The 23795-nt window shown below is 70.8% G+C and carries 18 protein-coding genes; 11 read left to right on the plus strand and 7 right to left on the minus strand.

Annotated elements, in window-relative coordinates:
• The first annotated feature begins 24 nt into the window (after window positions 1-24).
• From CACI_RS41790 to msrB, 3 genes are all read left to right on the plus strand, one after another.
• Window positions 25-1560, plus strand: a complete 1536-nt coding sequence (locus tag CACI_RS41790) for a polysaccharide biosynthesis protein (RefSeq protein WP_015797004.1) — start codon at window positions 25-27, stop codon at window positions 1558-1560.
• Between the two features lie 128 nt (window positions 1561-1688).
• The gene (locus CACI_RS41795; RefSeq protein ID WP_015797005.1) at window positions 1689-4406 is read left to right on the plus strand and encodes a cell wall-binding repeat-containing protein; all 2718 of its coding nucleotides are present in this window, start codon (window positions 1689-1691) and stop codon (window positions 4404-4406) included.
• Between the two features lie 272 nt (window positions 4407-4678).
• Complete coding sequence (msrB, locus tag CACI_RS41800; protein WP_015797006.1) at window positions 4679-5131, plus strand: peptide-methionine (R)-S-oxide reductase MsrB; 453 nt, start codon at window positions 4679-4681, stop codon at window positions 5129-5131.
• 46 nt (window positions 5132-5177) lie between these two features.
• Here msrB and CACI_RS41805 read toward each other — a convergent pair whose 3' ends face one another.
• Entirely contained in the window at window positions 5178-6410 is a 1233-nt protein-coding gene (locus CACI_RS41805) for a D-alanyl-D-alanine carboxypeptidase family protein (RefSeq protein WP_015797007.1), read from the minus strand.
• A gap of 280 nt (window positions 6411-6690) precedes the next feature.
• A complete protein-coding gene (locus CACI_RS41810) occupies window positions 6691-7866 on the minus strand; it encodes an acyl-CoA dehydrogenase family protein (RefSeq protein ID WP_015797008.1) in 1176 nt (391 codons plus the stop codon).
• Window positions 7867-7915: 49 nt separating this feature from the next.
• On the opposite strand from CACI_RS41810, the gene CACI_RS41815 reads away from it, so the two are divergent.
• Entirely contained in the window at window positions 7916-9067 is a 1152-nt protein-coding gene (locus CACI_RS41815) for a CaiB/BaiF CoA transferase family protein (protein WP_143765614.1), read from the plus strand.
• A 52-nt stretch (window positions 9068-9119) separates the two neighbouring features.
• On the opposite strand, the gene CACI_RS41820 is transcribed toward CACI_RS41815, so the two are convergent.
• On the minus strand, window positions 9120-9776 hold the full coding sequence (locus CACI_RS41820; protein WP_015797010.1) for a GntR family transcriptional regulator: 657 nt from the start codon (window positions 9774-9776) through the stop codon (window positions 9120-9122).
• A gap of 196 nt (window positions 9777-9972) precedes the next feature.
• A complete protein-coding gene (locus CACI_RS41825; RefSeq protein WP_015797011.1) occupies window positions 9973-11025 on the minus strand; it encodes a LacI family DNA-binding transcriptional regulator in 1053 nt (350 codons plus the stop codon).
• A gap of 257 nt (window positions 11026-11282) precedes the next feature.
• On the opposite strand from CACI_RS41825, the gene CACI_RS41830 reads away from it, so the two are divergent.
• The 4 genes from CACI_RS41830 to CACI_RS41845 all read left to right on the plus strand — a co-directional run bounded on the left by CACI_RS41830 (window position 11283) and on the right by CACI_RS41845 (window position 16454).
• Complete coding sequence (locus tag CACI_RS41830) at window positions 11283-12728, plus strand: extracellular solute-binding protein (protein ID WP_015797012.1); 1446 nt, start codon at window positions 11283-11285, stop codon at window positions 12726-12728.
• A gap of 93 nt (window positions 12729-12821) precedes the next feature.
• Window positions 12822-13769, plus strand: a complete 948-nt coding sequence (locus CACI_RS41835; RefSeq protein WP_015797013.1) for a carbohydrate ABC transporter permease — start codon at window positions 12822-12824, stop codon at window positions 13767-13769.
• A 35-nt stretch (window positions 13770-13804) separates the two neighbouring features.
• A complete protein-coding gene (locus CACI_RS41840; protein WP_049872181.1) occupies window positions 13805-14722 on the plus strand; it encodes a carbohydrate ABC transporter permease in 918 nt (305 codons plus the stop codon).
• A gap of 97 nt (window positions 14723-14819) precedes the next feature.
• The gene (locus CACI_RS41845; protein ID WP_015797015.1) at window positions 14820-16454 is read left to right on the plus strand and encodes a glycoside hydrolase family 13 protein; all 1635 of its coding nucleotides are present in this window, start codon (window positions 14820-14822) and stop codon (window positions 16452-16454) included.
• Here CACI_RS41845 and CACI_RS46880 read toward each other — a convergent pair.
• Window positions 16451-17188 (minus strand): ATP-binding protein, encoded by a 738-nt coding sequence (locus CACI_RS46880; protein ID WP_015797016.1) that lies wholly within the window; start codon window positions 17186-17188, stop codon window positions 16451-16453. The genes CACI_RS41845 and CACI_RS46880 overlap by 4 nt on opposite strands.
• Window positions 17189-17353: 165 nt before the next feature.
• Between CACI_RS46880 and CACI_RS41855 the strand changes: the two genes are divergently transcribed.
• The 3 genes from CACI_RS41855 to CACI_RS41865 all read left to right on the plus strand — a co-directional run bounded on the left by CACI_RS41855 (window position 17354) and on the right by CACI_RS41865 (window position 19108).
• Window positions 17354-18313 carry a helix-turn-helix domain-containing protein gene (locus tag CACI_RS41855; RefSeq protein WP_015797017.1) on the plus strand — a complete coding sequence of 320 codons (960 nt, stop codon included), beginning with the start codon at window positions 17354-17356 and terminating at the stop codon, window positions 18311-18313.
• Window positions 18314-18592, plus strand: coding sequence for a DUF397 domain-containing protein (locus CACI_RS41860; protein WP_015797018.1), 279 nt, complete (start codon window positions 18314-18316; stop codon window positions 18590-18592).
• 114 nt (window positions 18593-18706) lie between these two features.
• Window positions 18707-19108 carry an ArsR/SmtB family transcription factor gene (locus CACI_RS41865; protein ID WP_223297396.1) on the plus strand — a complete coding sequence of 134 codons (402 nt, stop codon included), beginning with the start codon at window positions 18707-18709 and terminating at the stop codon, window positions 19106-19108.
• A gap of 21 nt (window positions 19109-19129) precedes the next feature.
• Here CACI_RS41865 and CACI_RS53785 read toward each other — a convergent pair whose 3' ends face one another.
• Both CACI_RS53785 and CACI_RS41875 read right to left on the minus strand, forming a co-directional pair.
• Complete coding sequence (locus tag CACI_RS53785) at window positions 19130-22444, minus strand: serine/threonine-protein kinase (RefSeq protein WP_015797020.1); 3315 nt, start codon at window positions 22442-22444, stop codon at window positions 19130-19132.
• A 108-nt stretch (window positions 22445-22552) separates the two neighbouring features.
• Window positions 22553-23737, minus strand: a complete 1185-nt coding sequence (locus CACI_RS41875) for a S8 family serine peptidase (RefSeq protein ID WP_049871898.1) — start codon at window positions 23735-23737, stop codon at window positions 22553-22555.
• Window positions 23738-23795 lie beyond the last annotated feature (58 nt).

Raw genomic sequence — 23795 nt, forward strand, 5'->3', positions numbered from 1 at the left:
CGGCGGAGGCACCGACGAGGAACGATGACCGGACAGGCCGAATCGCCGTGGGCGGGACCCGAGGGGTCACCCACCTGGACCAGGCGGCCCGCCGGCCTGCGCACGCTGATCGTCGGCGCCGGACGCGCCGGCCGAGCCCTGGCCCGCGAGCTGGGGGATAGCAAAACCGGCGGACTCCACCCGATCGGCTTCCTCGACGACGCGAGCTCCGATGCCACGAGCTTCGATACCGCGAGCTCCAACGCCGCGAACTTCGATCCCGCGAACCTCGACGACGACCCGAGCCCAGCCAAACACCCTCCGCTCCCCCTCCTCGGCACCCTGGCCGACCTCCCCCGCCTCACCACCGACCACGCCGTCGAAGCCGTCGTCCTCGCGATCCCCGGCCTCCCTCCGTCCCGGACCCGCGAACTCGCCCACGCGGCAACCGCCGCCGGAGCCGTCGTCCGCTACCTCCCCTGGTACGCAGCCGCCCTGTCCCGCGAAGCGACCGCCGCCGACCTGCGCCCCCTCGACGTCAGAGCACTGATCGACGCCCCGGAACCCCCCGTGGTCTCCCCCGAGGCCAAAGAGATCATCACCGGCAAGCGCGTCCTGGTCACCGGCGCCGCCAGCGCGCTCGGCTCCGAACTCTGCCGCCAGCTCCACGCCTTCAACCCCGCCTCGCTGTTCCTCCTCGGCACCGATGAGCAGGTCCTGCGAAGCCTCCGCGCGGACGTGTGGGGCGAAGTGCTGACCACCGACCTCCTCGACCGCGACGAGACGGACCAGACCTTCCGCGAACTCCGCCCCGAGGTGGTGTTCCACGCCGAGGCGCTCAGGCAGGCCGCCGTGCTGGAGCGCCGCCCGAGCCACGGCGTGAAGGCCAACGTCCTGAGCACCGACAACCTCGTCCGCGCGGCCGCACGCCACGGCACCGAGCGCTTCGTCCAGCTCGCCGCCGACGCCGACCCGGCCTCGATGCTCGGCGCCTCCCAGCGCGTCGCCGAAGCCGTCGTCCTCGCCGCCGCCCACAAGGCCGCCAAGCCGGGCAAGAAGCACCGCACCGAAGCCGTCTTCACCGCCGTACGCATCGGCGACGTCCTGGACGCCCGCGGCTCCCTCCTGACCACCCTGGCCGACCAGATCCGCGCCGGCGGCCCGGTGACCGTCACGCACCCCGACGCCACCCGCTGCTTCGCGACCGTCGAGGAAGCCGTCGCCCTCACCCTCGAAGCCAGCCGCATCGCCGCCGGCGGCGAGATCTTCACCCTCGATCTCGGCGAGCCGACGCAGATCACCGAAGTGATCTCCCGCTTCACCCAGCAATACCACCTGCCCGAGGTACCGATCCGCTTCGTCGGGCAGCGGCACGGCCGCAAGAACCCCCGCCCCGCCGAGCGCATCCCCACCTCGCAGCCGCAGATCTTCACCACACCGGCCGCCGCAGACCCCGCCGACTACGCGCACCTGCCGGAGCAACTGGACAAGCTCTACAAGGCCGCCGCCAAGAACCGGGACCCGAAGGTGCGCCAAATGCTGGTGAAACTGGCGAAGCAAGGCGCCGGCCGACCCGGCTGAACCGCTGCACATCAATACCCTGATCGGCTGTAAGGCGTCGGACACCTACGCCGATCAAGGGATCTCCGTCGCGCTCGCAGACGGCACGATCTTGTACCGTGTCGAAACGTCGGGTAACCCTCGCAGCCATGTCCACGCTCGCCGCCGCGGGCCTGGCACCCCTGTCGCCGGCGCACGCCGCACCCGCCACCGGTAGCACCTTCTACGTCGGGGGCACCACCGGCGCCAGCTGCTCGGACAGCAACCCGGGCAGCGCGACCGCCCCGTTCTGCAGCTTCTCCAAGGCGCTCGACGCCGCGGGACCGGGTGACACCATCGCGGTCTACAGCCTGCCGAGCACGCAGGAGATGGACGTCACCAAGTCGGGGACGCCCGGCGCGCCGATCACCATCGAAGGGGTCCCCGACAAGTTCGGCCGGATCCCCTCCGTCTTCTTCAACACCCACCTGGCAGTGGTCGACGGCCAGCACGACATCGTCATCGAGGGCTTCGAAGCCCATGACAACCTGTCGTCCCGCACCGCCGGCACGGCGATCGTGGTCAGCGGCGGCTCCAGCGACGTCACCCTGACCCGGAACCACATCGAAGGCGGAGGCGGAGCCGCCGGTATCACCCTGTCCGGGGGCGCCACCGGCGACGTCGTGGCCGGCAACCACATCGAGGGGAGCCTCGACGGCGTCACCGTCACCGACTCGCCGGGCAACGCCGTCACCGGCAACACCCTGACCTCCGACTCGAACGTCGGCATCGGGCTGTACGGGACCTCGACCGGCACCACCGTCGCGAACAACATCTCCGAGACCACGCAGACGGCGGCCACGGGCCGCCCCGCCGAGATATCGGTGGACACCGCGGCCGAGAGCGGCGCCGCCATCCACCACAACATCCTGTTTCCCGCGCCGTCGAGCACCGACCCGGACACCGGCCGGCCCATCCCGGCAGGCGCCGCCTATTCCTGGGGTGGCGTGGCGTACACGGATGTGGCCTCGTTCGCGGCGAACTCCGGACAGGGTGCCCACGACCTCGTCGCCGACCCGCGGCTGAACCCGGCGAACGACGAACCCCTGCCGGGTTCCCCCGCGATCGACTCCGCGGACTCCTCGGCCGCGGGCGCGCTGCCCACCGACTACCGCGGGAATCCCCGGCGGGACGACCCGCAGGTCACCGATTCCGGCACTGGTCCGGCGACCGACTACGACCGCGGCGCCGCCGAGTACCAGGGCGGCCCGGTCACCGCCTTCAGCTTCTCGATCACCGGCGACGCCACCTCGGAGACCATCAGCATCGACGCCCGCGCCACCGTCGCCGGCTTCACGCCGGTCGCGAGCTACACCGCGAATTTCAACGGCACGCAAGTCACCAGCAGCGACCCGGTGTTCTCCCACACCTTCGCGGTCAGCTCCGATCCCGCCCAGACCAAGGACCAGACCCTGGACGTCACCGCCACCGGCGCGGACGGCCAGGTCGGCAGCAAGGCCGAGCAGGACTACGAGCTCGGGACGGTCATCCAGCCCACCCCGGCCCTCACTGTGGCGGCGGATCCGTCCACCCCCGGCGGCGTCATCGCCGACCCGACCGCTTCCACCCCCGCCATCGATCCGGTGAACGGCGGCAGCGGCTCCTTCATCAACGAGTACTTCATCGACTGGGGCGACGGCTCGGACCAGTGGGTTGAGAACGCCCCGGTGACCTCGCCGGTCCCGCACGCCTACGCCAAGTCCGGCACCTACCCGGTGAAGCTCACCGTCGAGACCGGCACCCTGCAGAGCGCGTCCGTCGCCCACGACATCACGGTGACCGTCCCGCCGCCGGTCACCACGCCTCCCGTCACCACCCCGCCGCCGACCGGGACCCCGACCGGACCGGCTGGACCAGCCGGTCCGATCGGCCCGACCGCGCCGTCCGGCACCGCCGGCCACGCGACCGTCACCCGCCTCGGCGGCGGCACCCGCTACGGCACCGCCCTCGACGTCTCCGCCGCGCAGTGGAAGGACGGCGCGGCCGGCGGCGTCGTCATCGCCCGAGGGGACGCCGCGCCCGACGCGCTGGCCGGCGTGCCGCTCGCCGCCCACGTCCACGGCCCGCTGCTGCTGACCGACCCGAAGGCGCTCGACGGCGCCACCACCGCCGAGATCAAGCGCGTCCTCGGCGCCGACCGGAGCAAGAACGTCTACCTCCTCGGCGGCACGACAGCGGTCTCCCCGCTCGTCCAGTCGCAGCTCACCGCCCTGGGCTACCAGGTCCACCGGATCGGTGGCACCGACCGCTTCGACACCGCCCTGCGCGTCGCCCGCGACGGCCTGGGCAGCACCGCGAACGTCGTGGTGGCGACCGGCACCGACTTCGCCGACGCGCTCGCCGCGGGTCCGCTGGCGGCGTCGCAGAACGCCGCGGTCGTCCTGTCCGACGGACCGGTGCTCGATCCGGCGACCGCCGCGTTCGTGAACGCCCACAGCCACGTCACCGCGGTCGGCGGCGCGGCGGTGAAGGCGGTCGCCAAGGCGGCGCCCGGCAAGGCGGCCACGGACCTGTCGGGCGGCGACCGCTACGCGACCGCCGCGAAGGTCGCCGAGGCGATGAGCACGAGCGCGGGCCACGCGCCGGCCGCAGCGGGCCTGGCCAGCGGCACAGTCTTCCCCGACGCCCTCACCGGCGGCGCCTACGCCGCCAACGCCGGCATCCCGCTGCTCCTCACGGACCCCAAGCGGCTGCCGCCGAACGTGGCCGCGCTGTTCGCGACGTGGAAGCAGCAGCTGGCGGCGATCGAGATCTTCGGCGGACCGGCCGCGGTCTCCCCGGCGGTGCAGTCCGCAGTCGCGACGGCGGTCGGCGGACACATCGGCTGAGACCGGGCAGGCATCGATCTGCGGCAAACCCGCAATGGAGCATGACGGAGGCGGCCATCGTCCAGTGGCCGCCTCCGCCGTGCGCATCCGGCGTCTGATTCCCCGCATTGCATTTCGGCGAAGCGTTCAGCGAATATGAGTTCGTACATGCATTCGCCCTGCTAGGGAAGCTGCGCGGCGGTTTTGGAAAACGACTCCACCACGCGCCCAACGCTGTGTAACGCCTCTCCAAAACGCTGGCGCCCGCGCGTCACGTGAGTAGGCTCGACTACATGGTGTACAAGGTTGAGCGCACCGAGGCAGAGTGGCGGCAGCACCTAGGGCCGGCCGCCTACAAGACCCTGCGCGAGTTCGGAACCGAGAACCCCTGGTCCGGCGCCTATGTCGAGAACGACGACTCGGGTATCTACCTGTGCCGGGGCTGTGACACCGCGCTGTTCGGCTCGCAGTCCAAGTTCAACGCCGAGTGCGGCTGGGCCGCGTTCGCCTCCCCGCTCACCGACGACCTCATCGAGAAGTACGAGGACCGTTCGCAGGGCATGCTGCGCACCGAGATCCGTTGCTCCACCTGCGGATCGCACCTGGGCTACCTGTTCCAGGACGCGCCGGAGGAACTCGGCGGGTGGCGCTACTGCGTGAACTCGATCGGGCTGTTCCTGCGGGAATCCGTCTCCAGCGGGGCGTCGGGCAGCGCCTCGGGAAGCGTGTCCAGCACAGCGTCCTGACCGGCGTCGCCACCGCCGCGAGCACACCGCACCGCCGCCACCGCCGTCATCTCTCTTTGCGCTGCTTCCACAACACCCGGGCGCGCAGTGCCACGACGGCGAACACCAGGAACCCCAGCACGTAGAGCAGCGTCTCGAACGCGTCGCCCACGAAGCTCGAGCCCGATCCGCCGCTCTTGTGCGGCGAGGCCGCGGCGGCCGCGGACGTCTGGAGGTCGCCGCCACTGCCGCTGCCGCTGTACCCGTCCAGCAGATCGCGCTTCTTCGCGTGCTGCGCGTCCGGCGGCGGCAGCGTCTCGTCCGGCGCCGTCGACTTCTGCAGCGGGTCCGCAGGGACCAGCTGGTCCACGCCGGCCGCCGTCGCCGGGACCGCGAAGCCCCAGTCGAGCAGCTTCGCCGTCTGCTGATAGATGTCGGTTCCCGCGTCGAAGACCGAGACCACGAGCGTGCGGCCGTTGCGCTCGGCGGCGCCGACGAAGGTGTGGTGCGCCAGCGAGGTGTAGCCGTTCTTCACCCCGATCATCCCGGGGTACTTGCCGAGCAGCCGGTTCTCGTTGTCGATCTCGAAGGTCGTGCCGTTGACCGAGGGGAACTTGGCCTTCTGCAGCGAGCAATAGGCGCGGAAGCCCGGGTCCTGCAGACCCGCGCGCGCCATCAGCGCCAGGTCGTAGGCGCTGGAGACCTGGCCGTCGGCGTCGTAGCCGTCGGCGTTGACCACGACCGTGTCGTTCGCGTGCAGCCGCTGCGCGGTCTGGCGCATCAGGTCCACCGTCGGTCCCGCTCCGCCGGCCATCGCCGCGAGCGTGGCGATCGCGTCGTTGCCCGAGCGCAGGAACACCGCGTTCCACAGGTCGGAGACCCGGTAGGACAGCCCCGGCTTGATGCCGACGGCGCTCGCCCCGGGTTCGGCGGTGGCCAGCGACGCGATGTCCCCGGGGACCGAGAGGTGGACCGCCGCGGGGTCCAGGCGGGGCATCAGCGCCAGCGCGGTCAGGACTTTGAGCGTCGAGGCGGGACGCAGGCGGTCGTGCGGGGCGCGCTCGGCGAGGATCGCGCCGGTGGCCTCATCGGCGATCACGAAGGAGCCGGCTTTGACGTCCGGGGGGATCGGCGGCGTCCCGGGAACGGCGACCGTCGGCCCGAGCGGCGCGGAGCTCGGCGCCGTCGGGGTCGGGCTCGGCGCGGGCGGAGCCGCCGCGGCCGCGATCGCGCCGCCGCCGACCAGGGCCGCGCACGCGGCGGCGACAGTGAGACTCCGACGGACCGGTGACCAGCGCATGCCTGCCGGATTTCCAACGACCCGGCGGTACCAAACCCCGGTCCCGCCGGACGCGTGACGCCGCCCGCTGACGCCGCCTCCCGGTCCGGTCACCGGTCTCTCGCTGCTCACCACATGCCCACACTATGCGGCCGACCATGCGCCGCCCAAGCATCAGCGGGTCGCACGACCGGCGTGCGAGTGTCTCCGAGCCCTGTTATACGAACTTTTACACGGACTGCTCCACGCGTTGCTTCATGGGGCGCCCTCCGAGTTGCCTATGAGCCGCCCCACCGAACCGCTACACGAAAGCCGAGACCCCGGTCAGCGCCCGCCCGATCACCAGGCTGTGGATCTCGCTCGTCCCCTCGTAGGTGAGCACCGACTCCAGGTTGTTCGCGTGCCGCAGCACCGGGTACTCCAGCGTGATCCCGTTCGCGGCCAGGATGGTCCGGCACTCCCGGGCGATCGCCAGCGCCTCCCGGACGTTGTTGAGCTTGCCCAGGCTGACCTGGCGCGGGTCCAGCGCGCCGGCGTCCTTCAGCCGGCCGAGGTGCAGCGCGAGCAGCATGCCCTTGCCGAGCTCCAGCGCCATGTCGGCGAGCTTCTGCTGGGTCAGCTGGAAGCCGGCCAGCGGGCGGTCGAAGACCTCGCGGTCCAGCGCGTAGGCGATCGCCGCCTCCAGGCAGTCGCGCGCCGCGCCGAGCGCGCCGAACACGATGCCGAAGCGCGCCTCGTCCAGACACCCCAGCGGCCCGGACAGCCCGGCGGCCGCCGGCAGGATCGCGTCGGCGGGCAGCCGCACGTCCTGCAGGACCAGCTCGCTGGTGACGCTGGCCCGCAGCGAGAGCTTCTTCTTGATCTCCGGCGCGCTGAACCCGGGGGTGCCGGTGGGCACGACGAAGCCGCGGATCCCGTCCTCGGTCCCGGCCCACACGACCGCGACGTCGGCGATCGAGCCGTTGGTGATCCACATCTTGGTGCCGTTGAGGATCCAGCCCTCGCCCTCGCGCTTGGCGGTGGTCCGCATCCCGGCCGGGTTGGAGCCGAAGTCCGGCTCGGTCAGCCCGAAGCAGCCGATCGCCTCGCCGGCGGCCATCCGCGGCAGCCAGGTCTGCTTCTGCTCCTCGGAGCCGTAGCGCCAGATCGCGAACATCGCCAGCGAGCCCTGCACCGATACCAGCGAGCGCAGCCCGGAGTCGACCGCCTCCAGCTCCATACAGGCCAGGCCGTAGGTCAGGGCGCTGGTCCCGGCGCAGCCGTAGCCGTGCAGGTGCATGCCGAGCACGCCGAGACCGCCGAGGCCGCGCGCGACGTCGCGGGCCGGCAGCGTCCCGGCCTCGAACCAGTCGGCGACGTGCGGGCGCAGCTCGCGGGCGCCGTAGGAGCGGACCACGTCGCGCATCGCGCGCTCCTCGTCGCTGAGGAGGCCGTCGATCGCGAACAGATCGAGAGGGGAGACAGGCTTGGAGGGCATGGCCCTACTCCACCACAGAATGGATTTTGGATCCAGTATGGTGACCGGCATGAACGGCGAGAGCGCAGCCCTGCCCGGTCTCCTGGTCGCGGACTTCAGCCGGGTCCTGGCCGGTCCCTACGCGACCATGCTCCTGGCCGATCTGGGCGCGGACGTGGTGAAGGTGGAGCGTCCGAGCAGCGGCGACGACACCCGCGCCTGGGGACCGCCGTTCGCCCCGGACGGGTCGGCGACGTACTTCCAGGGCGTGAACCGCAACAAGCGCTCGGTGGCGCTGGACCTGCGCTCGCCGCGGGACGCGGCGCTGGCCAGGGAGCTGATACGGCGCGCGGACGTGGTCGTGGAGAACTTTCTGCCCGGGACGATGGAGCGGCTGGGCCTGGGATACGAGCAGATGCGGGAGGCGAACCCGGGTCTGGTCTACTGCTCGATCACCGGGTTCGGCGACGGCGCGGGCGCCGCGCTCCCCGGGTACGACCTGCTGGCGCAGGCGGTCGGCGGGCTGATGAGCGTCACCGGCGAGCCGGGGCAGCCGACGAAGGCCGGCGTCGCGCTGGTGGACGTGATCACCGGGATGCACGCGGCGTTCGGGATCCTGGCGGCGCTCCGGCACCGGGACGCGACCGGCGAGGGGCAGCGGGTGTCGGTGTCGCTGTTGACGTCGCTGCTGTCGGGGTTGGTGAACCACGCCTCGGCGTACTTGGTGGCGGGGGTCGTGCCGCAGGCGATGGGGAACCGGCATCCGAGTATCGCGCCGTATGAGGTGTTCGACGCCGCGGACCGACCGCTGGTGATCGCCGCAGGGAACGACCGGCAGTTCCACAGCCTGTGCACAGCGCTCGGCGCTCCGGAACTCGCGGACGATCCGCGATTCGCGACGAACACCTCGCGGGTCGCGCATCGCGAGGCATTGATCGAGGAGCTGAATCGGCGGCTGGCGACCAAGCCGGCCGAGGAGTGGTTCACAGCGCTGAACGAAGCCGGCGTGCCGTGCGGACCGATCAACGATGTCGGTGATGCCTTCGCCCTCGCCGAGCGCTTGGGTCTGAATGCCGCGGTGGACGTCGGAGGTACGCGTCAGACGGCGCATCCGGTGCGGTTCAGTACGACACCCGCCGCCTACTTCGCCCCGCCGCCCGCGCTGGACGCCGACGGCTCTGCTATCCGCGAGTGGCTGGCTCAGCCCTCGACCTTGCCATAGCGGACGTTGACATGGTGACCGTTGCCATAAGCGATGTGCATAGCCCGCCGACTCACGCCTCGATCTGCCCCGCAAGCGTCTCCACCGCAGCCGCCCGATGCCGGTCGAACCACCGGACCGCGCCCTCGGCGTCCCCCGCGCGCAGCGCCGCCAACGCGGCCCGATGCTCGGCGACGACGTGCCGCCGGTTCTCGTCGCCCGCGTAATAGAGAGAGCGGTAGGCGTCGGTGCTGTCCCAGAGCGTGCCGATGATGCGCACCAGGCGCGGCATCGCCGCCGCCTCGAAGAGCGCGAAGTGGAAGCGCCGGTTCGCCGCCGCCATCGCCGCGACCGCGCCGTCCCCGGCGGCGAGCTCGACCTCGGTCTGCGCCGCCTCCAAGCGCGCGAAGACCGCCTCGTCGAGCAGGGGGACCGCCGCGCGGACCGCCTCGGCTTCGAGGATCTCCCGCAGGCGGTACACCTCGCGCAGATCAGCCATCGACAACTCGACGACCCGATACCCGCGGTGCGCGCGATAGGTGACCAGGCCCTCGCCCTCGAGCGTCTTGAGCGCCTCCCGCAACGGAACCCGGCTCACCTCCAGCCGCTCGGCCAGAGCTTCCTGCCGGATCGGAGTGCCGGGCTCCAACTCGCCGGCGGTGATGGCGCGCCGCACCTCGGCCAGGACGAACTGCTGCGCGGTCGGCGGTCGCGAGCTGACCTCGGCCATGGACGCCTCCCGCAATCACAGCCCGAACTGGATCCAAAACGGTAGCACGCGCGCGCTGGACGGCGATGAGCTCCGAGCCCGGGGCGCGACGGCCGGCGACATCAAGCGCTCCAGCGACCGCAGACCCGGACCCCGGGCCCATCGACCGAGCCCGCCGCGTCCCGCACCTCTTCGCCGCCTTCGCCGCCTACGCCGCCTACGCGTCCCCGGCGTCCAGATCGTCGCCCTCGATGGAGGCGACCCGGCCCAGGACAGAGCCCGTGGACCCCCGCACCACCAGCTCCGGCTCGAACAGCAGCTCCTCGGCCGCCACCCGCGCGCCCTCGATCTGGTTCACCAGCAGCGTCACCGCCGCCCGGCCCAGCGCCTCGATGGGCTGGCGCACGGTGGTCAGCGGCGGGTCGGTGCAGTTCATGAACGCCGAGTCGTCGTACCCGATGACCGAGACGTCCCGCGGCACCCGCAGTCCGGCCCGGCGCACGGCCCGTATGGCGCCCAGCGCGAGCGGGTCGCTCGCGCAGATGATGCCGGTCGCCCCGGCGCGCAGCAGCCGCGTGGCGGCCGCCTGGCCGCCCTCGAGGGCGAACATCGCGTGCTCGATCAGCGCGTCGTCGACCGGGCGCGCGTACTTCTCGCACTGCGTCCGGTACTCCGCCAGCTTGCGCTGGGAGGGGACGTGGTCCTCCGGGCCCAGCACGACGCCGATGCGCTCGTGGCCGAGCGAGGCCAGGTGCGCGAAGGCCTGCTCCACCGCGACCGCGTCGTCGGTGGAGACCTGCGGCAGCTCCAGGTGCTCCACCGCCGCGTTGAACAGGACCACCGGGATGCCGCGCTCGCGCAGCAGGTGGTAGTGCTCGTGCGGAGCCTCGTCCTCGGCGAAGTGGCCGCCGGCGAAGACCACGCCGGAGACGTGCTGGTCCAGCAGCATCGTCACGTAGTCCGACTCCGACAGGCCGCCGGCCGTGCGGGTGCACAGCACCGGGGTGAAGCCGCGCTGGGCCAGAGCGCCGCCGACCACCTCGGCGACCGCCGGGAAGATCGGGTTCTGGAGCTCCGGCAGCACCAGGCCGATGAGCCGCGCGCGTTCGCCGCGCAGCTGGGTGGGCCGTTCGTAACCCAGGACGTCCAAAGCGGTCAGCACCGCCGTGCGGGTGCTCTCCGACACCCCCGGCCGGCCGTTGAGGACCCGGCTCACGGTGGCCTCGCTGACCCCCACCTTCTGCGCCACCTCGGCGAGTCTGCTCGTCATACCGCAAGAGTAGAACGAATGCCGGTAAGAATGCGATGGGTTCTCGCCAACCCGCGCAAGAATTTTCGACGCGTCCGCAAACCAGGGCCGAGGCCGCGACCTGCCGTCAAGCCCCTGAGTGGATCATCCGTAACCTAGTCGTGTTCTTTCGATTTTTCATCAGACTCTTGCAGCCGACTGTTTACGGCTGTACCTTCTCGGCACGCCGATGACTGCGGCAAGGACCTCCCCAGCCAACGAACGAAGGGGTGAAACGCATGAAACACAACGCTTCACGCACGATGGTCGCGCTCGTCACGGCGGCCGGTATAGCCATGGCAGGCGCCGCGTGCTCCTCCAGCTCCAGCTCGGGCAAGAGCGGCAAGACCGGATCGACGAACGCCGCCGACGGCGTCGCCGACGGCAAGCCGCTGGACCCCAACGCCACGGTGACCATCACCATCGACGGCGCACCGGGCGCGGACCAGGCCGCCAACAAGGCCTCCTACGCGGACGACCTGCAGGCGTTCAAGATCATGTACCCGAACGTCACCGTCAACGCCAAGCCCTACGTCGGGCAGGTCGAGGACCCGGCCCAGTTCACCGCCAGCCTGAAGGCGAAGAACGAGACCGAGGCCTTCCACGCCTACTTCACGGACAAGAACCAGGTCCTGGACTCCGGCGACACGACGGACATCAGCGCCTACGTCAACGACCAGACCGTCCCGGGCTGGTCCCAGCTGCTGCCGGGCGTCAAGCAGAACCTGCAGGACAGCGGCAAGACCTACTCGCTGCCGATCAACTACTACACCGAGGGTCTGATCTACAACCGCGACCTGTTCACCAAGGCCGGTCTGGACCCGAACAAGCCGCCGACGACCTGGGACGAGGTCGAGGCGGACGCCGCGAAGATCTCCGCCCTCGGCGGCGGCGTGACCGGCTATGAGGACTACAGCGGCGGCAACACCGGCGGCTGGCACTTCGCCGGCGAGCTGGACAGCCTCGGCGGCCAGATGGTCAACTCCGACGGCACCAAGGCCGCCTTCAACAGCGACCAGGGCAAGCAGGTCCTGCAGCGCCTGCACGACATGCGCTTCAAGGACAACGGCATCGGCCCGACACCGGTGACGCAGTGGGCTGACGCCTTCCCGCCGCTGGCCACCAGCAAGGTCGGGATGTTCCTCGGCGCCCCGGACGTGATCCAGCACCTGGTCGAGGTCCTGGGCGCGAACCCGAAGCTGTACGGCATGGGCCCGATCCCCGGTGCCTCGGGACCGGCGACCGGCACCCTGGCCGGCGGCGACCTGTACTACTTCAAGAAGGGTCTGACCCCGAACCAGATCAAGGCGGAGATCGCCTGGATCTCCTTCGAGTACCTGACCCCGGGCAAGGGCCAGTTCGACTTCGCCCGCTCCAAGGCGCTGGCCGCCCCGGACAAGCCGGTGGCGATCGGCATCCCGCAGAAGTTCTTCTGGGCACCGTCCTCTGCGCAGATGACGCAGGTGCAGACGGACCTGAAGACCTCCGCGACGCTGCCGATCGACCAGTACGCGGACTTCGTCAACAACCCGATCGCGCCGGTCCTGGAACCCCCGGCGGCGCAGCAGCTCTACAAGGTCCTGGACACCGCGATGTCGGCGGCGATGACGAATGCCAACGCTGACCCGGCCAAGCTCCTGAGCACGGCCGAGACGCAGGTCAACCAGATCCTGGCCAACCAGTAACGCCGCCGGTGCGGCAGGCGGCCGGTCCACGCTGAGGGACGCGGACCGGCCGCCCCACGCGCCCCCGACTTACTTACGAACGGAGTCGACACGATGGCCTATGCCTTGGCCACAGAGCGGCTGCACGACGGCACCGAACAGGGCCGCGGCAGCCGGCCGGCCTGGAAGGCGCTGCGGCGCGCCGCCGGCCGCAACCTGCGCGCCCACGCCTTCCTGTTCGGCGCGCTGGTCTGCTTCGCGCTGTTCACCTGGTATCCGATGGTCCGCGAGATCATCATGTCCTTCCAGCGCGTGCACCGCGGCCAGACGACGTGGGTGGGCCTGGGCAACTACCGCCAGATCACGGCCGACCCCGAGTTCTGGCAAGCCTGGGGCAACACCGCGGAGTTCACAGCCCTGGCCCTGGTGTTCGGCTTCGCGGCGCCGTTCGCGGTAGCCATCGTCGTCAACGAGTTCCGCCACGCGCAGGGCTACCTGCGGATCCTGGTCTACCTGCCGGTGATGCTGCCGCCGGTGGCCGGGATCCTGCTGTTCAAGTACTTCATGGACCCCGGGTTCGGCCTGTTCAACCAGGGGCTGCACTTCCTGCACCTGCCCACATCCCAGTGGCTGGCGTCCAAGTCCACGGCGATGCCCTCCCTGGTGGTGGTCTCCACGTGGAGCAACATGGGCACCGCGACGCTGGTGTACCTGGCGGCTCTGCAAGGGATTCCGGGCGACCTGTACGAAGCGGCCGAACTGGACGGTTGCAGCGTCTTGCAACGAATCCGGCACGTCACCATCCCGCAAACCCGGCTGATCCTGTCGCTGATGGCGATGCTGCAGATCGTCGCGACGATGCAGATGTTCACCGAGGCGTTCGTGCTGACCGGCGGCGGACCCGAGGGATCGACGACAACGGTCGTCTATCTGCTCTACAACTACGCGTTCAGTTACAACAAGTTCAACACCGCTGCCGCCCTCGGCGTGATCATGCTGCTGGTGCTGGCCTGCTTCTCAGCGATCTACATCGTGCTGGAACGACGCGGGGGCGAGGACTAGAGGACATGACCCAACAGACGTTCACCAGAGGCCTGATGGGCCGGAATCGTTTCCAGGGCAGACGGCCCAAGAAGGGCGCCGACACCTACCAGCGAACCCTGATATCCCGCACCCAGCTGAACACCGCGCGGGGCAAGAGGTTCTACTGGACCGCCCTGACCATCGCGCTGGTGCTGGCCTCCCTGGTCTTCATCGGCCCGCTGTTCTGGATGGCCACCGGCGGGTTCAAGACCTCGCAGGAACTGGTCCGCAACCCCCCGGTCCTGCTGCCGTCACACCCCTCCACCCACGCCTTCACCCTGGCGTGGGACCGGCTGGGGATGGCGCAGCTGCTGTGGAACACGATCGTCTACGCCGGCGGTGCGCTGCTGTTCCAGCTCATCTTCTGCGTGTCCGCGGCCTACTCGCTGTCCAAGCTCCGGCCGATCTTCGGCAACTGGATCCTGGCGCTGATGCTGGCCTCGATGATGATCCCGGCCGCCGCGCTGGTCATCCCGCAGTACCTGACGGTGCTGGACCTGCCGCTGGTGCACTGGAACCTGCAGAACACCCCGTGGGTGATCTGGCTGCCGACGGTGGCCAACGCCTTCAACGTGTTCCTGCTCAAGCGCTTCTTCGACTCCATCCCGAACGACCTGCTGGACGCGGCCTCCGTGGACGGCGCCGGCCCACTGCGCACCCTGTGGCGCATCGTGCTGCCGATGTCCCGGCCGATCCTCGGGGTGGTCTCGATCTTCGCGGTGGTCGCGGTCTGGAAGGACTTCCTGTGGCCGCTGATCACCGTGCCCGCCCACGAGACGCTGAACGTCGGCGTCAACACCGCCGCCACCTCGATGCCGGACAACGCGCTGGTCGGCGGGCTCTTCCTGGCCTCGATCCCGACCATCGTGCTGTTCCTGTTCTTCCAACGGAACATCATGGCCGGTCTCACGGTCGGCGGCGTCAAGGGCTGACAGGGCCCTGAAACACCCCGCACCACACGTCCCCTGTCCCTTCACCGTCGGCTGTCCCGCCGTCGTGTCTGCTTCGAGTACAGAGAGCAGGTTCCCGGTGTCCGCGCATACTTCCCAAGCGCCTTGGTGGCGCTCGGCCGCCATCTACCAGATCTACCCGCGCAGCTTCGCCGACGGGTCCGGCGACGGCATGGGCGACCTGGCCGGCGTCCGCGCCCGGCTGCCGTACCTGGCCGAGCTCGGCGTGGACGCGGTCTGGTTCAACCCCTGGTACCTGTCCCCGCAGGCCGACGGCGGCTACGACGTCACCGACTACCGCGTCATCGACCCGCTGTTCGGGACCGTGGCCGACGCCGAGGCGCTCATCGCCGAGGCGCACGAGCTGGGGATCCGGGTGGTCGTCGACATCGTCCCGAACCACACCTCCTCGGCGAACCCCTGGTTCCAGGCCGCGCTGGCCGCCGGTCCCGGCTCCCCGGAGCGCGAGCGGTTCTGGTTCCGCCCCGGCCGGGGCGAGGACGGCGAGCTGCCGCCGACCAACTGGCAGGGCATGTTCGGCGGCCAGACCTGGACCCGGGTCGTGGAGCCGGACGGCGAGCCCGGCGAGTGGTACCTGCACCTGTTCGACCAGGCCCAGCCGGACTTCAACTGGACGCACCCGGACGTCCCGGCGGAGTTCGAGAGCGTGCTGCGGTTCTGGTTCGACCGCGGAGCCGACGGCTTCCGCATCGACTCGGCAGCGCTGCTGGTCAAGGACCCGGCGCTGCCGGACCAGGTCGGCGAGGACGACACGGCGTTCGTCGACCGCGAGGAGGTGCACGCGGTCTACCGGTCCTGGCGCGCGGTCGCCGACTCCTATGAGGGCGACCGGGTCCTGATCGGCGAGATCTGGCTGCCGGACGCCGAGCGCCTCGCGCGCTACCTCGGCCCGGAGGAGATGCACACCGTCTTCAACTTCCCCTACCTGGGCTGCGCCTGGGAGGCGGACAAGCTCCGCGAGGTGATCGACGAGACGCTGAGCCTGCACACCCCGGTCGGCGCGCCGCCGACCTGGGTGCTGTCCAACCACGACGTGGACCGGGTGGTCACCCGCTACGGCCGCGAGGACACCTCCTTCGCGATCTACGCCCGGCAGCTCGGCCGGCCGGTGGACCTGGAGCTGGGCACGCGCCGGGCCCGGGCGTCCGCGCTGCTGACGCAGGCGCTTCCGGGCTCGGTGTACATCTACCAGGGCGAGGAACTCGGCCTGTGGGAGGTCGAGGACATCCCCGACGACCTGCGCCAGGACCCGATGTGGGAGCGCAAGGGCCGCAACCCGGCCAACCCGGGCCGGGACGGCTGCCGGGTGCCGCTGCCGTGGTCCGGGAGCGAGCCGCCGTTCGGCTTCAGCCCGGAGGACGCGCGGGAGCGGCCGTGGCTGCCGCAGCCGGAGACCTGGAAGGACTACACCGCCGAGGGGCAGCTCGCCGACCCCTCCTCGATGCTGACGCTCTACGGCAAGTCGCTGCGGCTGCGGCGGGAGACCGCGGGGCTCGGCGACGGGCCGTTCGCCTGGCTGGACGCGCCCGAGGGCGTGCTGGCCTTCGAGCGCGGACCCGGGTTCGCCTGCGCGGTGAACTTCGGCCCGCGACCGTCGGACCAGCCGGTCGCGGGCCGAGTACTGCTGGCCAGCGGGCCTTTGACGGCCGACGGGCAGATCCCGCCCGACACCGCCGTGTGGATCGCCCGCTAGCCCGTCCCCCCGTTCCCGCCGTCGGTGGACCCTCCCGCGGGTCCACCGACGGAGCTGTGTGCGGATTCCGCTGCGCGATGGGGTTCGGGGACTGGTTCGCGAGCGGATTCGAGCACTGATTCGCGGGCTGGTTCGAGAACTGATTCGCTCGAAGCGGACCGCGGTCCGACCGGACCCGGGCCGGACCGCGGCAGCGGACTTCTCCCGGACATGGCGGACCCGGCGGGCGCGGCGGTCCGACGACCGACCTCGAACGAGACGGTCTTGCCGACCTCGTCGGCCCGCACCCGGAACCGGTCGACGGTCTCCGCCACCAGGTCCAGGCCGCGGCCGCAGACGTCCTCGCCGGTGGCGTACCGGTACTGCGGGGTGGCGTCCGAGCAGTCGGCGACCTCGCAGGTCACCGCGCCGTCCCGGATCCGGGCGGCCACCGTGACCGGACCGCGGCCGTGGACCACGGCGTTGGTCGCGACCTCGCTGTAGGCCAGCACCACGCGGTCGGTGTCCTCGCCGGGACCCCAGGCCTGTTCCACCGCGGCGGCCAGCCAGCGGCGCGACATGCTCACGTCCAGGGCCGTGCCCGGGAACGACCAGTACAAGGCAGTGTTCTGCGGTACCGGGGGCGCGGTTGCCGGCTCGTGGCCGGCCAGCGCCCCGCGGATTGCCACCCCGCCGCCGGCGCCTTGTCCGCCGGCGCGGCACGCCGCCGGAGCGGGGTGGCGCAATTGCTGCATGAGGGCCTCACATCGTCGATGTCTGCGCGATCCGTCTCCCCCAGCGCGCACCCCACAATGAAATATCCCACCGCGCGCCGGGCCCCGCAGGGGAATCGTGAAATCGCCGCGGCCGGGTCGTGCACAATGGCCTGCATCGCAAAAGCGAACCGCAGGGGGTTGGCGATGACATCCGCAGAAGTCCCCGGACGCGCCGCCGGAACCGCGCCGGACGGCGAGCCGGAGGAGCCCGACGGCGCGGTCGAGCGCGCGGCCCGGGTCCCGGCCGGGCCCTCGGCGCCGCCGATCCGCCGCCGCCGGCTCGGCGCGGCGCTGCGCCGGCTCCGGCTCGGCGCCGGGCTGACCCTGCAGGGCGCGGCCGAACGGCTGGAGATCTCGGACTCGACACTGTCCCGGCTGGAGAACGGCCAGGGGCGGCTGCGGCGTATCGACGTGGCCGCGGCGCTGGACGTCTACGGGGTCGAAGACGAAGAGCTGCGGACGACCTTACTGAACCTGACCGGCCAGATCAGAGACAAGGGCTGGTGGCAGTACTACCGGCGGGCCATCCCGGAGCCCTACGCGGACTACATCAGCGTGGAGGCGGCGGCCACGTCGATCGACGCGCACACCGTGCAGCTGGTGCACGGCCTGCTCCAGACCGAGGCCTACACCCGGGCGCTGGCCGAGGCCTGGCGCGTCCGGGCTGAACCGCTCGATGTGGACGCCCTGGTGGCGGTCCGCCGCACCCGGCAGCGCATGCTCGGCGGCGCCGAACCGCTGCGGCTGCGCGTGGTGATGCACGAGGGCGCGCTCCGGCAGTCGGTCGGAGGACCGCAGGTGATGCGAGGCCAGATCGAACGCGTCATCGAGGAATCCCGCCGCCCGAATATCATCATCCAGATCATCACCCATTCAGCAGGCGCATATTCGGGACTTGACGAGCCCTTCGCGATTGTAGGCTTTGGGAATCCCCTGGAACACGACGTGGTATGCCTGGACAACCTGACACGAACGCATTTCCTGGAGACCGTCGACGAGGTGCGCAATTACGCGTCGGTGTTCGACCAGCTGCGTGCCGCGGCGCTTTCCCCCGAACGGTCGGCACTCTGGCTCGCCGACCTGCTGACGAAGATGGAGAGCTAGTTGAGCACCAGCGCACAACCGCACCAAGGCACCACCGGCGCGCCGGCCGGCCAGGCCGAGCCCGCCGCCGGGCACCCGGACCTGGCCGGCGCCGCCTGGCGCAAGAGCAGCCACAGCAACGGCGCCACCAACTGCGTGGAGGTGGCGATGCTGGCGGACGGCTCGGTCGGCGTCCGCCACTCCCGCCGCCCCGACGCCGAGGTGATCGTCTACTCCCAGACCGAGTGGGCGGCCTTCGTCGCCGGTGTGAAGGCCGAGGAGTTCGAACCGGCCGGCTGAGGCTGGCGCCCAGGGTCCCGTTCCGTGCCCTTCGGTACGGGGCCCGCCCTGCACGGGAGCACCGGAGCACCACCGCGGCCCGCCAAGACCGCACCCGTCCGCGCAGGTGAGAGGATGACCCCCATGGCCCACCCCGGCGCGCAGCCCCACTCCCCCGCCGACCCCCCGGGCCACCACCCGCCCCACGCCGACCCCGCCGACCGCACCCTCCAGGACCCGGTCGTGGACACCGCCGTCGGCTTCCTGGACCTCCTGGCCGAACCCAGCCGCCTGCGCCTCCTGTGGGCCCTCCGCGACGGCGAACTAGGCGTCACCGCCCTGGCCGAAACCGCGGGCTGCACCCCCACAGCAGCCAGCCAGCACCTCGCCAAACTCCGCCTCGGCGGCCTGGTCGAACAACGCGCCGACGGCCGCGCCCGCCTCTACCGCCTCCGCGGCGGCCACATCAAACGGCTGGTCGAGGAGGTCGTCGGACACGCGGAACACGCGGTCCGCGGCATCCCCTACGACCTCTGACTCACGTTCTGCCACGGCCTCTCACGGCAGATACCACTGCTGCGCCTTGTCTCCGGCCACACACGGCTTCAGCGACAGGGCATTCGTCTGCCCGTTGTCGGTCAGGCACTGCCCGGCACCCTGGTTGTTGATGTAGAACGCACCACTGGGCGTCGTAGAATCCTGCGACAGCCACCACATCTGGAACGCCGACCCACACGCGCAGTGCGACAAGGTCACCTTGCCGCCAGTGGCATCAATGAGCTGGTTGGTGTTCAGACCATCGCCGAACTCGTAGACAGCCTGCCCGTTCGACGTCAGAGCGGTCGCCTGGAAGCTCTGCCCAGTCCGCCCCGACTGCGGCTCAACGGTCAGCTGCGCACCGTCACTGTAGATCGGCGCACCGGACGAATTGCCGAACACATCGATCGCGTCGCCGTCCCCAACACTGGTGATGTACCCGGACTTGTGCGGCACAGCCGGAGCGGACGACGTCGCCGGCACCGGCGGAACCCCAGCGGATGACGACGCCGCCGACGACACCGGCGACACCGGCGGACGCGAAGTCAGGGCGGAGCCCGCACTACTCGTCGGCGCCGTCTTCCCAGCACCACTGGCAGGCGGCACAGCCGACGTGGCCGAAGGCTTCCCAGGCGCACTCGGCACCGACGCACTCACAACAATGGTCGAAGTCTCCGAAACCACCGAAGTAACACTCACACCAGAGCTCGAAACCCCACCCGACGCACTACTCCCCGACGCCAAACCCACCGGCACCCCAGCCTGAGCCGCCGCACGCGAACCCCCATGCGAAAGCGGATAAGCAACAGCAACGGCCACCACAACAGCCACCCCCACAGCAGCCACCACAATCGCCCGCCGCCGCCCCGAACTCCCCCCACCAGAACCATCCGCCCCCACACCAGTGACAGCCTCCGGCACCCCCACCGTGAACGAATCCTGAGGCACCACCCGCGCCGCAACAACGCCCTCCTCATCAACAGGATCCAACTCAACCCCTGCATTAAAGGAGTCGAGCGGCATCGCATGCCCGGGCGCGATACGCAGCGCAGGCACCTCAGCAGTCGGAGGCAGCGGATCCGATGCAGCTTCGCCGGAATCGACACCCGCAGCCGCAACACCAGCAGCACCGGAACCTACATCGAGGCCAGCAGCACCGGCATCGGCAGCAGAAGCAGAAGCATTGGCAGCAGCAGCAGTATTTGCGGCGACGGCAGCGGGCAGATCGGCCTCCGGCAGAGCAGAATCGCTCGAGGTGTCGTCGGCGGCAGGCAGATCGGCTTCGGGCAGAGCAGCATCGATCGGCGTGGCGGCGGCCGCAGACAGACCGGCTTCAGGCAGAGCAGCATCGATCGGCGTGCCGGCGGCCGCAGACAGACCGGCTTCAGGCAGAGCAGCATCGATCGGCGTGCCGGCGGCCGCAGACAGACCGGCTTCAGGCAGAGCAGAATCGCTCGGCATGCCAGCGGCGGCAGACAGATCGGCCTCGGGCAGAGCAGCATTGCTCGGCGTGTCGGCTGCCTGCTCGGTGCTCTGGTCTGCCGCGCCCGGACCGGCAGCAGCCGATTCTGCGGCACCTGCCTCCGCAGTACCCTGGTTTGCAACGCTCTGGCCTGCGGTGCTCAGCTCCGCAGCACTCTGGTCTGCAGCACTCTGGTCTGCGCTCTGATCTGCCGCGCTCTGACCTCTGATGCTCTGCTCTGCCGTGCTCTGGCCTGTGGTGCTCGGGTCTGCGGCACTCGGATTTGCAGCACCCTGGCCGGTGGCGCCGTGGCCTGTGGCGCTCTGGCTCGTGACGCTCTGGCCCGCAGAGCTCGGCTCTGCACCGCTTCCCTTATGTTCAGCACTCGGCTCGACCACACCTGATGCGCTGGCTCCAGCCTGATCGCCCGAGTCTGCCGTGCTGACCTCTTGCGGCTCAGGCTTCCGCTTGCGCCACCGGGCGCCGAAGCCGCCTCGGGCAGCCCGGCCGACCTCGACCTCGACTTCAGCGGCGGCAGCACTCTCTTCCGCCACCACGCCCGAGGTAAAAGAATCCTGCGGTACCGTCCGGCTGCGCCACCGAGCAACATCCGCCCGCGCAGCGTCGCCGACTCCAGCCTCCGCACCGGCTGCTTCGGCGTCCGAGTCCTCATCCGCCGCCTCACCATCGGGCAGCGGCGCGGTCTCGTCGCCCGAGCTCCGCACCGTGAACGAAGCCCAGTCCGTGCCCTCCGCCTGCGGTCGCACCGCGTACGAAGCCCACGCCGGCGCTATCTCCGGTCCGGCCTCTTCCGCCACGTCACCAGCGCCAGCGCCAGCGCCGACATCGCCGCCGCCCGTCGACCTCAGCCCTGCACCGGCGCCCTCGCCCTCGGCCTCCCGAGGCAGCACCGTGAACGACAGAAAATCGCCGTCCCCCCGCGCCCCAGCTCCAGCCCCAGCCTCGGCCAGCGCAGCCGCCGCGGCCTCCATCGCCGCGACGTCCACTCCCGTCTGGAAGCTGTCCTGCGGTGTGCCGATGCGGGTCACGCTCTCGCCGCGGAGGGCGAGTCGGCGGGCGGTTTCGGCCATCTCGCGGGCGCTTGCGAAGCGCTCGGCGGGGTCCTTCGCGAGGGCGCGCATCACCAGTTCTCGGACTGCTGGCGAGATGGTGTCTGGCAGGGGCGGCACCGGTTCCTGGAGGTGCTTCATCATGATGCCGAGGGGGGTGCCGCTGTCGAAGGGTGGGGCGCCGGTCAGGCATTCGTAGGCGATCACGCCGACCGCGTACTGGTCCGCCGCTGCTGTGACCGCCGTGTGGCGTGCCTGCTCGGGCGCCGCGTAGACCGCTGTGCCGAGGACGACGTCCGCCGCGGTCAGCCGGCGTGCGTCTGCCGTGCGGGCGACGCCGAAGTCCGTCACCACCACGCTGCCGCCGCGGAGCATCAGGTTCGCGGGTTTCACGTCGCGGTGCACGATGCCGCGGTCGTGCGCCGCCTGGAGCGCCTCGAGGGTCTGGGCTACCAGGGTCAGGGTTGTGACCTCGGACAGGGGGGCGCTCTCGTCGAGCAGCTCTGACAGGGGGCGCCCGGTGATCAGTTCCATCACCAGGAAGGCTGTGCGGGGGTCGTCGGCCTCGCCGTAGTCGAAGACCGACACGATGCCGGGGTGGCTCAGTGCGGCCAGGACGCGGGCCTCGGTGTGGAAGCGCGCGGCGAAGCCGGCGTCGTCGAGCAGTGCCGGCAGCAGGATCTTGACGGCCACCTCGCGGCCCAGCACCGTGTCCAGGGCCCGCCAGACGTCGCCCATCGAGCCGCCGCCGATCCGCTGGCGCAGCTGGTACCGGCCGGCCAGGACGGTTCCCTCACCCCACATAAACGCTGTTCCCCAAGAATCGTGTCGGTCGGATTCAACTCAGCGCCCTTAGAACGCACCGAGCGCGCAAAACGCTCAGCGCACCCTGGAGAGCACCTTGCCAGGGGATCAGCCGACCCGCACGCCACGCCTGCGGCGCCGGGCCAACCACGCCGCCCCGGCGACTCCCCCGGCGGACAGTATCCCGCCTCCGCCAACGGCCAAAGCCCGGCCGGTGAAATCCTGCTTTACCGGTAACGCCGCGAAGCTCAGCGGTGACGGCGCGACAGGCGGCGGCGTCGTAGCCGGCGCGGGCGTCGAAACCGTCGTCAACGCCGCATAGGGATCGACGATCCCCCACCCGTACGAAGCATCCGGCGCCCCGGAAGCCATCCGGTCAGCCGTCGCATACAACCGCTGCCGCACCTGCGCCGCCGTCAGCGTCGGATACCGGCTCCACACCAAAGCAGCGGTCGCCGTGACGTAAGGCGCCGCGAAAGACGTCCCCAGCCCCGAAGCCAGCGTCCCGTCGCCGGCCGGCCCGACACCGAGCAGCGGCGCGTCCGCCGAGCCGCCGGGAGCGGCGATCCCGACATACGCCCCGTGCTCGGAGTACGTCGTCACCGTCCGATCCGCCCCGACCGCCGCGACCGCGACCACCCCCGGATACGCCGCCGGGTACTGTGGCGGGTTCCCGTCCTGCTGCGCGCCGAGGTTGCCAGCGGCGGCGACGATCAGCACCCCCGCCGCCTGCGCCTGACTCACCGCCGACGCCAGATCCGGCGTGTTCGTCGAGCTGCCCGCCGACACGTTGACGATCTTCGCGCCCCGCGCCACCGCCGCCCGGATCCCCGCCGCGATCGGCGCGTCCTCGCTCTCGCAGGTCTTGTACGTCCGGATCGACAGCAGGCTGACCGCCGACGGCGCCAGTCCGGCCACGCCGACCCCGGCCCGCGCACGCGCCGCGATGATCCCGGCGACCATGGTCCCGTGCCCGAGCGCGTCGGCGGTCGGTGGATAGGTCTTCGGGTCGACGAGCGACACGCTGTCCGCGACGTCCACCGCTCCGGCCAGCTGCGGCGCCGCCACGTCGATCCCGGAATCGACCACCGCGACCCTGATCTTCGTCCCCGAGGTAGAGAAGGGCGCCAGATCCCCGACGCGCAAAGCGGTCTGCGCCCACGGCACCTGCGGAGTCAACGGCACCGGCGTCACCGACGGCTGGCAATCGTCGGCCTTCGCAGACGGCAGCCCGCCGACCGGAGCGACCACGAACCCTGCGACGAGCGCGACGACCACACCGCCCGCGCCCAACCACCGCCGCCTCAAGCCACCAAAGCGCCTGATGCCGCCCACGCCATCCAAGCCGCCC

This window comes from Catenulispora acidiphila DSM 44928 (genome assembly GCF_000024025.1).
GTDB lineage: Bacteria > Actinomycetota > Actinomycetes > Streptomycetales > Catenulisporaceae > Catenulispora > Catenulispora acidiphila.

Coding starts and splice junctions, on each gene's coding strand:
- CACI_RS41790 (WP_015797004.1), top strand. CDS start 25: ATGACCGGACAGGCCGAATCGCCGTGGGCGGGACCCGAGGGGTCACCC.
- CACI_RS41795 (WP_015797005.1), top strand. CDS start 1,689: ATGTCCACGCTCGCCGCCGCGGGCCTGGCACCCCTGTCGCCGGCGCAC.
- msrB (WP_015797006.1), top strand. CDS start 4,679: ATGGTGTACAAGGTTGAGCGCACCGAGGCAGAGTGGCGGCAGCACCTA.
- CACI_RS41805 (WP_015797007.1), bottom strand. CDS start 6,410: ATGCGCTGGTCACCGGTCCGTCGGAGTCTCACTGTCGCCGCCGCGTGC.
- CACI_RS41810 (WP_015797008.1), bottom strand. CDS start 7,866: ATGCCCTCCAAGCCTGTCTCCCCTCTCGATCTGTTCGCGATCGACGGC.
- CACI_RS41815 (WP_143765614.1), top strand. CDS start 7,916: ATGAACGGCGAGAGCGCAGCCCTGCCCGGTCTCCTGGTCGCGGACTTC.
- CACI_RS41820 (WP_015797010.1), bottom strand. CDS start 9,776: ATGGCCGAGGTCAGCTCGCGACCGCCGACCGCGCAGCAGTTCGTCCTG.
- CACI_RS41825 (WP_015797011.1), bottom strand. CDS start 11,025: ATGACGAGCAGACTCGCCGAGGTGGCGCAGAAGGTGGGGGTCAGCGAG.
- CACI_RS41830 (WP_015797012.1), top strand. CDS start 11,283: ATGAAACACAACGCTTCACGCACGATGGTCGCGCTCGTCACGGCGGCC.
- CACI_RS41835 (WP_015797013.1), top strand. CDS start 12,822: ATGGCCTATGCCTTGGCCACAGAGCGGCTGCACGACGGCACCGAACAG.
- CACI_RS41840 (WP_049872181.1), top strand. CDS start 13,805: ATGGGCCGGAATCGTTTCCAGGGCAGACGGCCCAAGAAGGGCGCCGAC.
- CACI_RS46880 (WP_015797016.1), bottom strand. CDS start 17,188: ATGCAGCAATTGCGCCACCCCGCTCCGGCGGCGTGCCGCGCCGGCGGA.
- CACI_RS41855 (WP_015797017.1), top strand. CDS start 17,354: ATGACATCCGCAGAAGTCCCCGGACGCGCCGCCGGAACCGCGCCGGAC.
- CACI_RS41865 (WP_223297396.1), top strand. CDS start 18,707: ATGACCCCCATGGCCCACCCCGGCGCGCAGCCCCACTCCCCCGCCGAC.
- CACI_RS53785 (WP_015797020.1), bottom strand. CDS start 22,444: ATGTGGGGTGAGGGAACCGTCCTGGCCGGCCGGTACCAGCTGCGCCAG.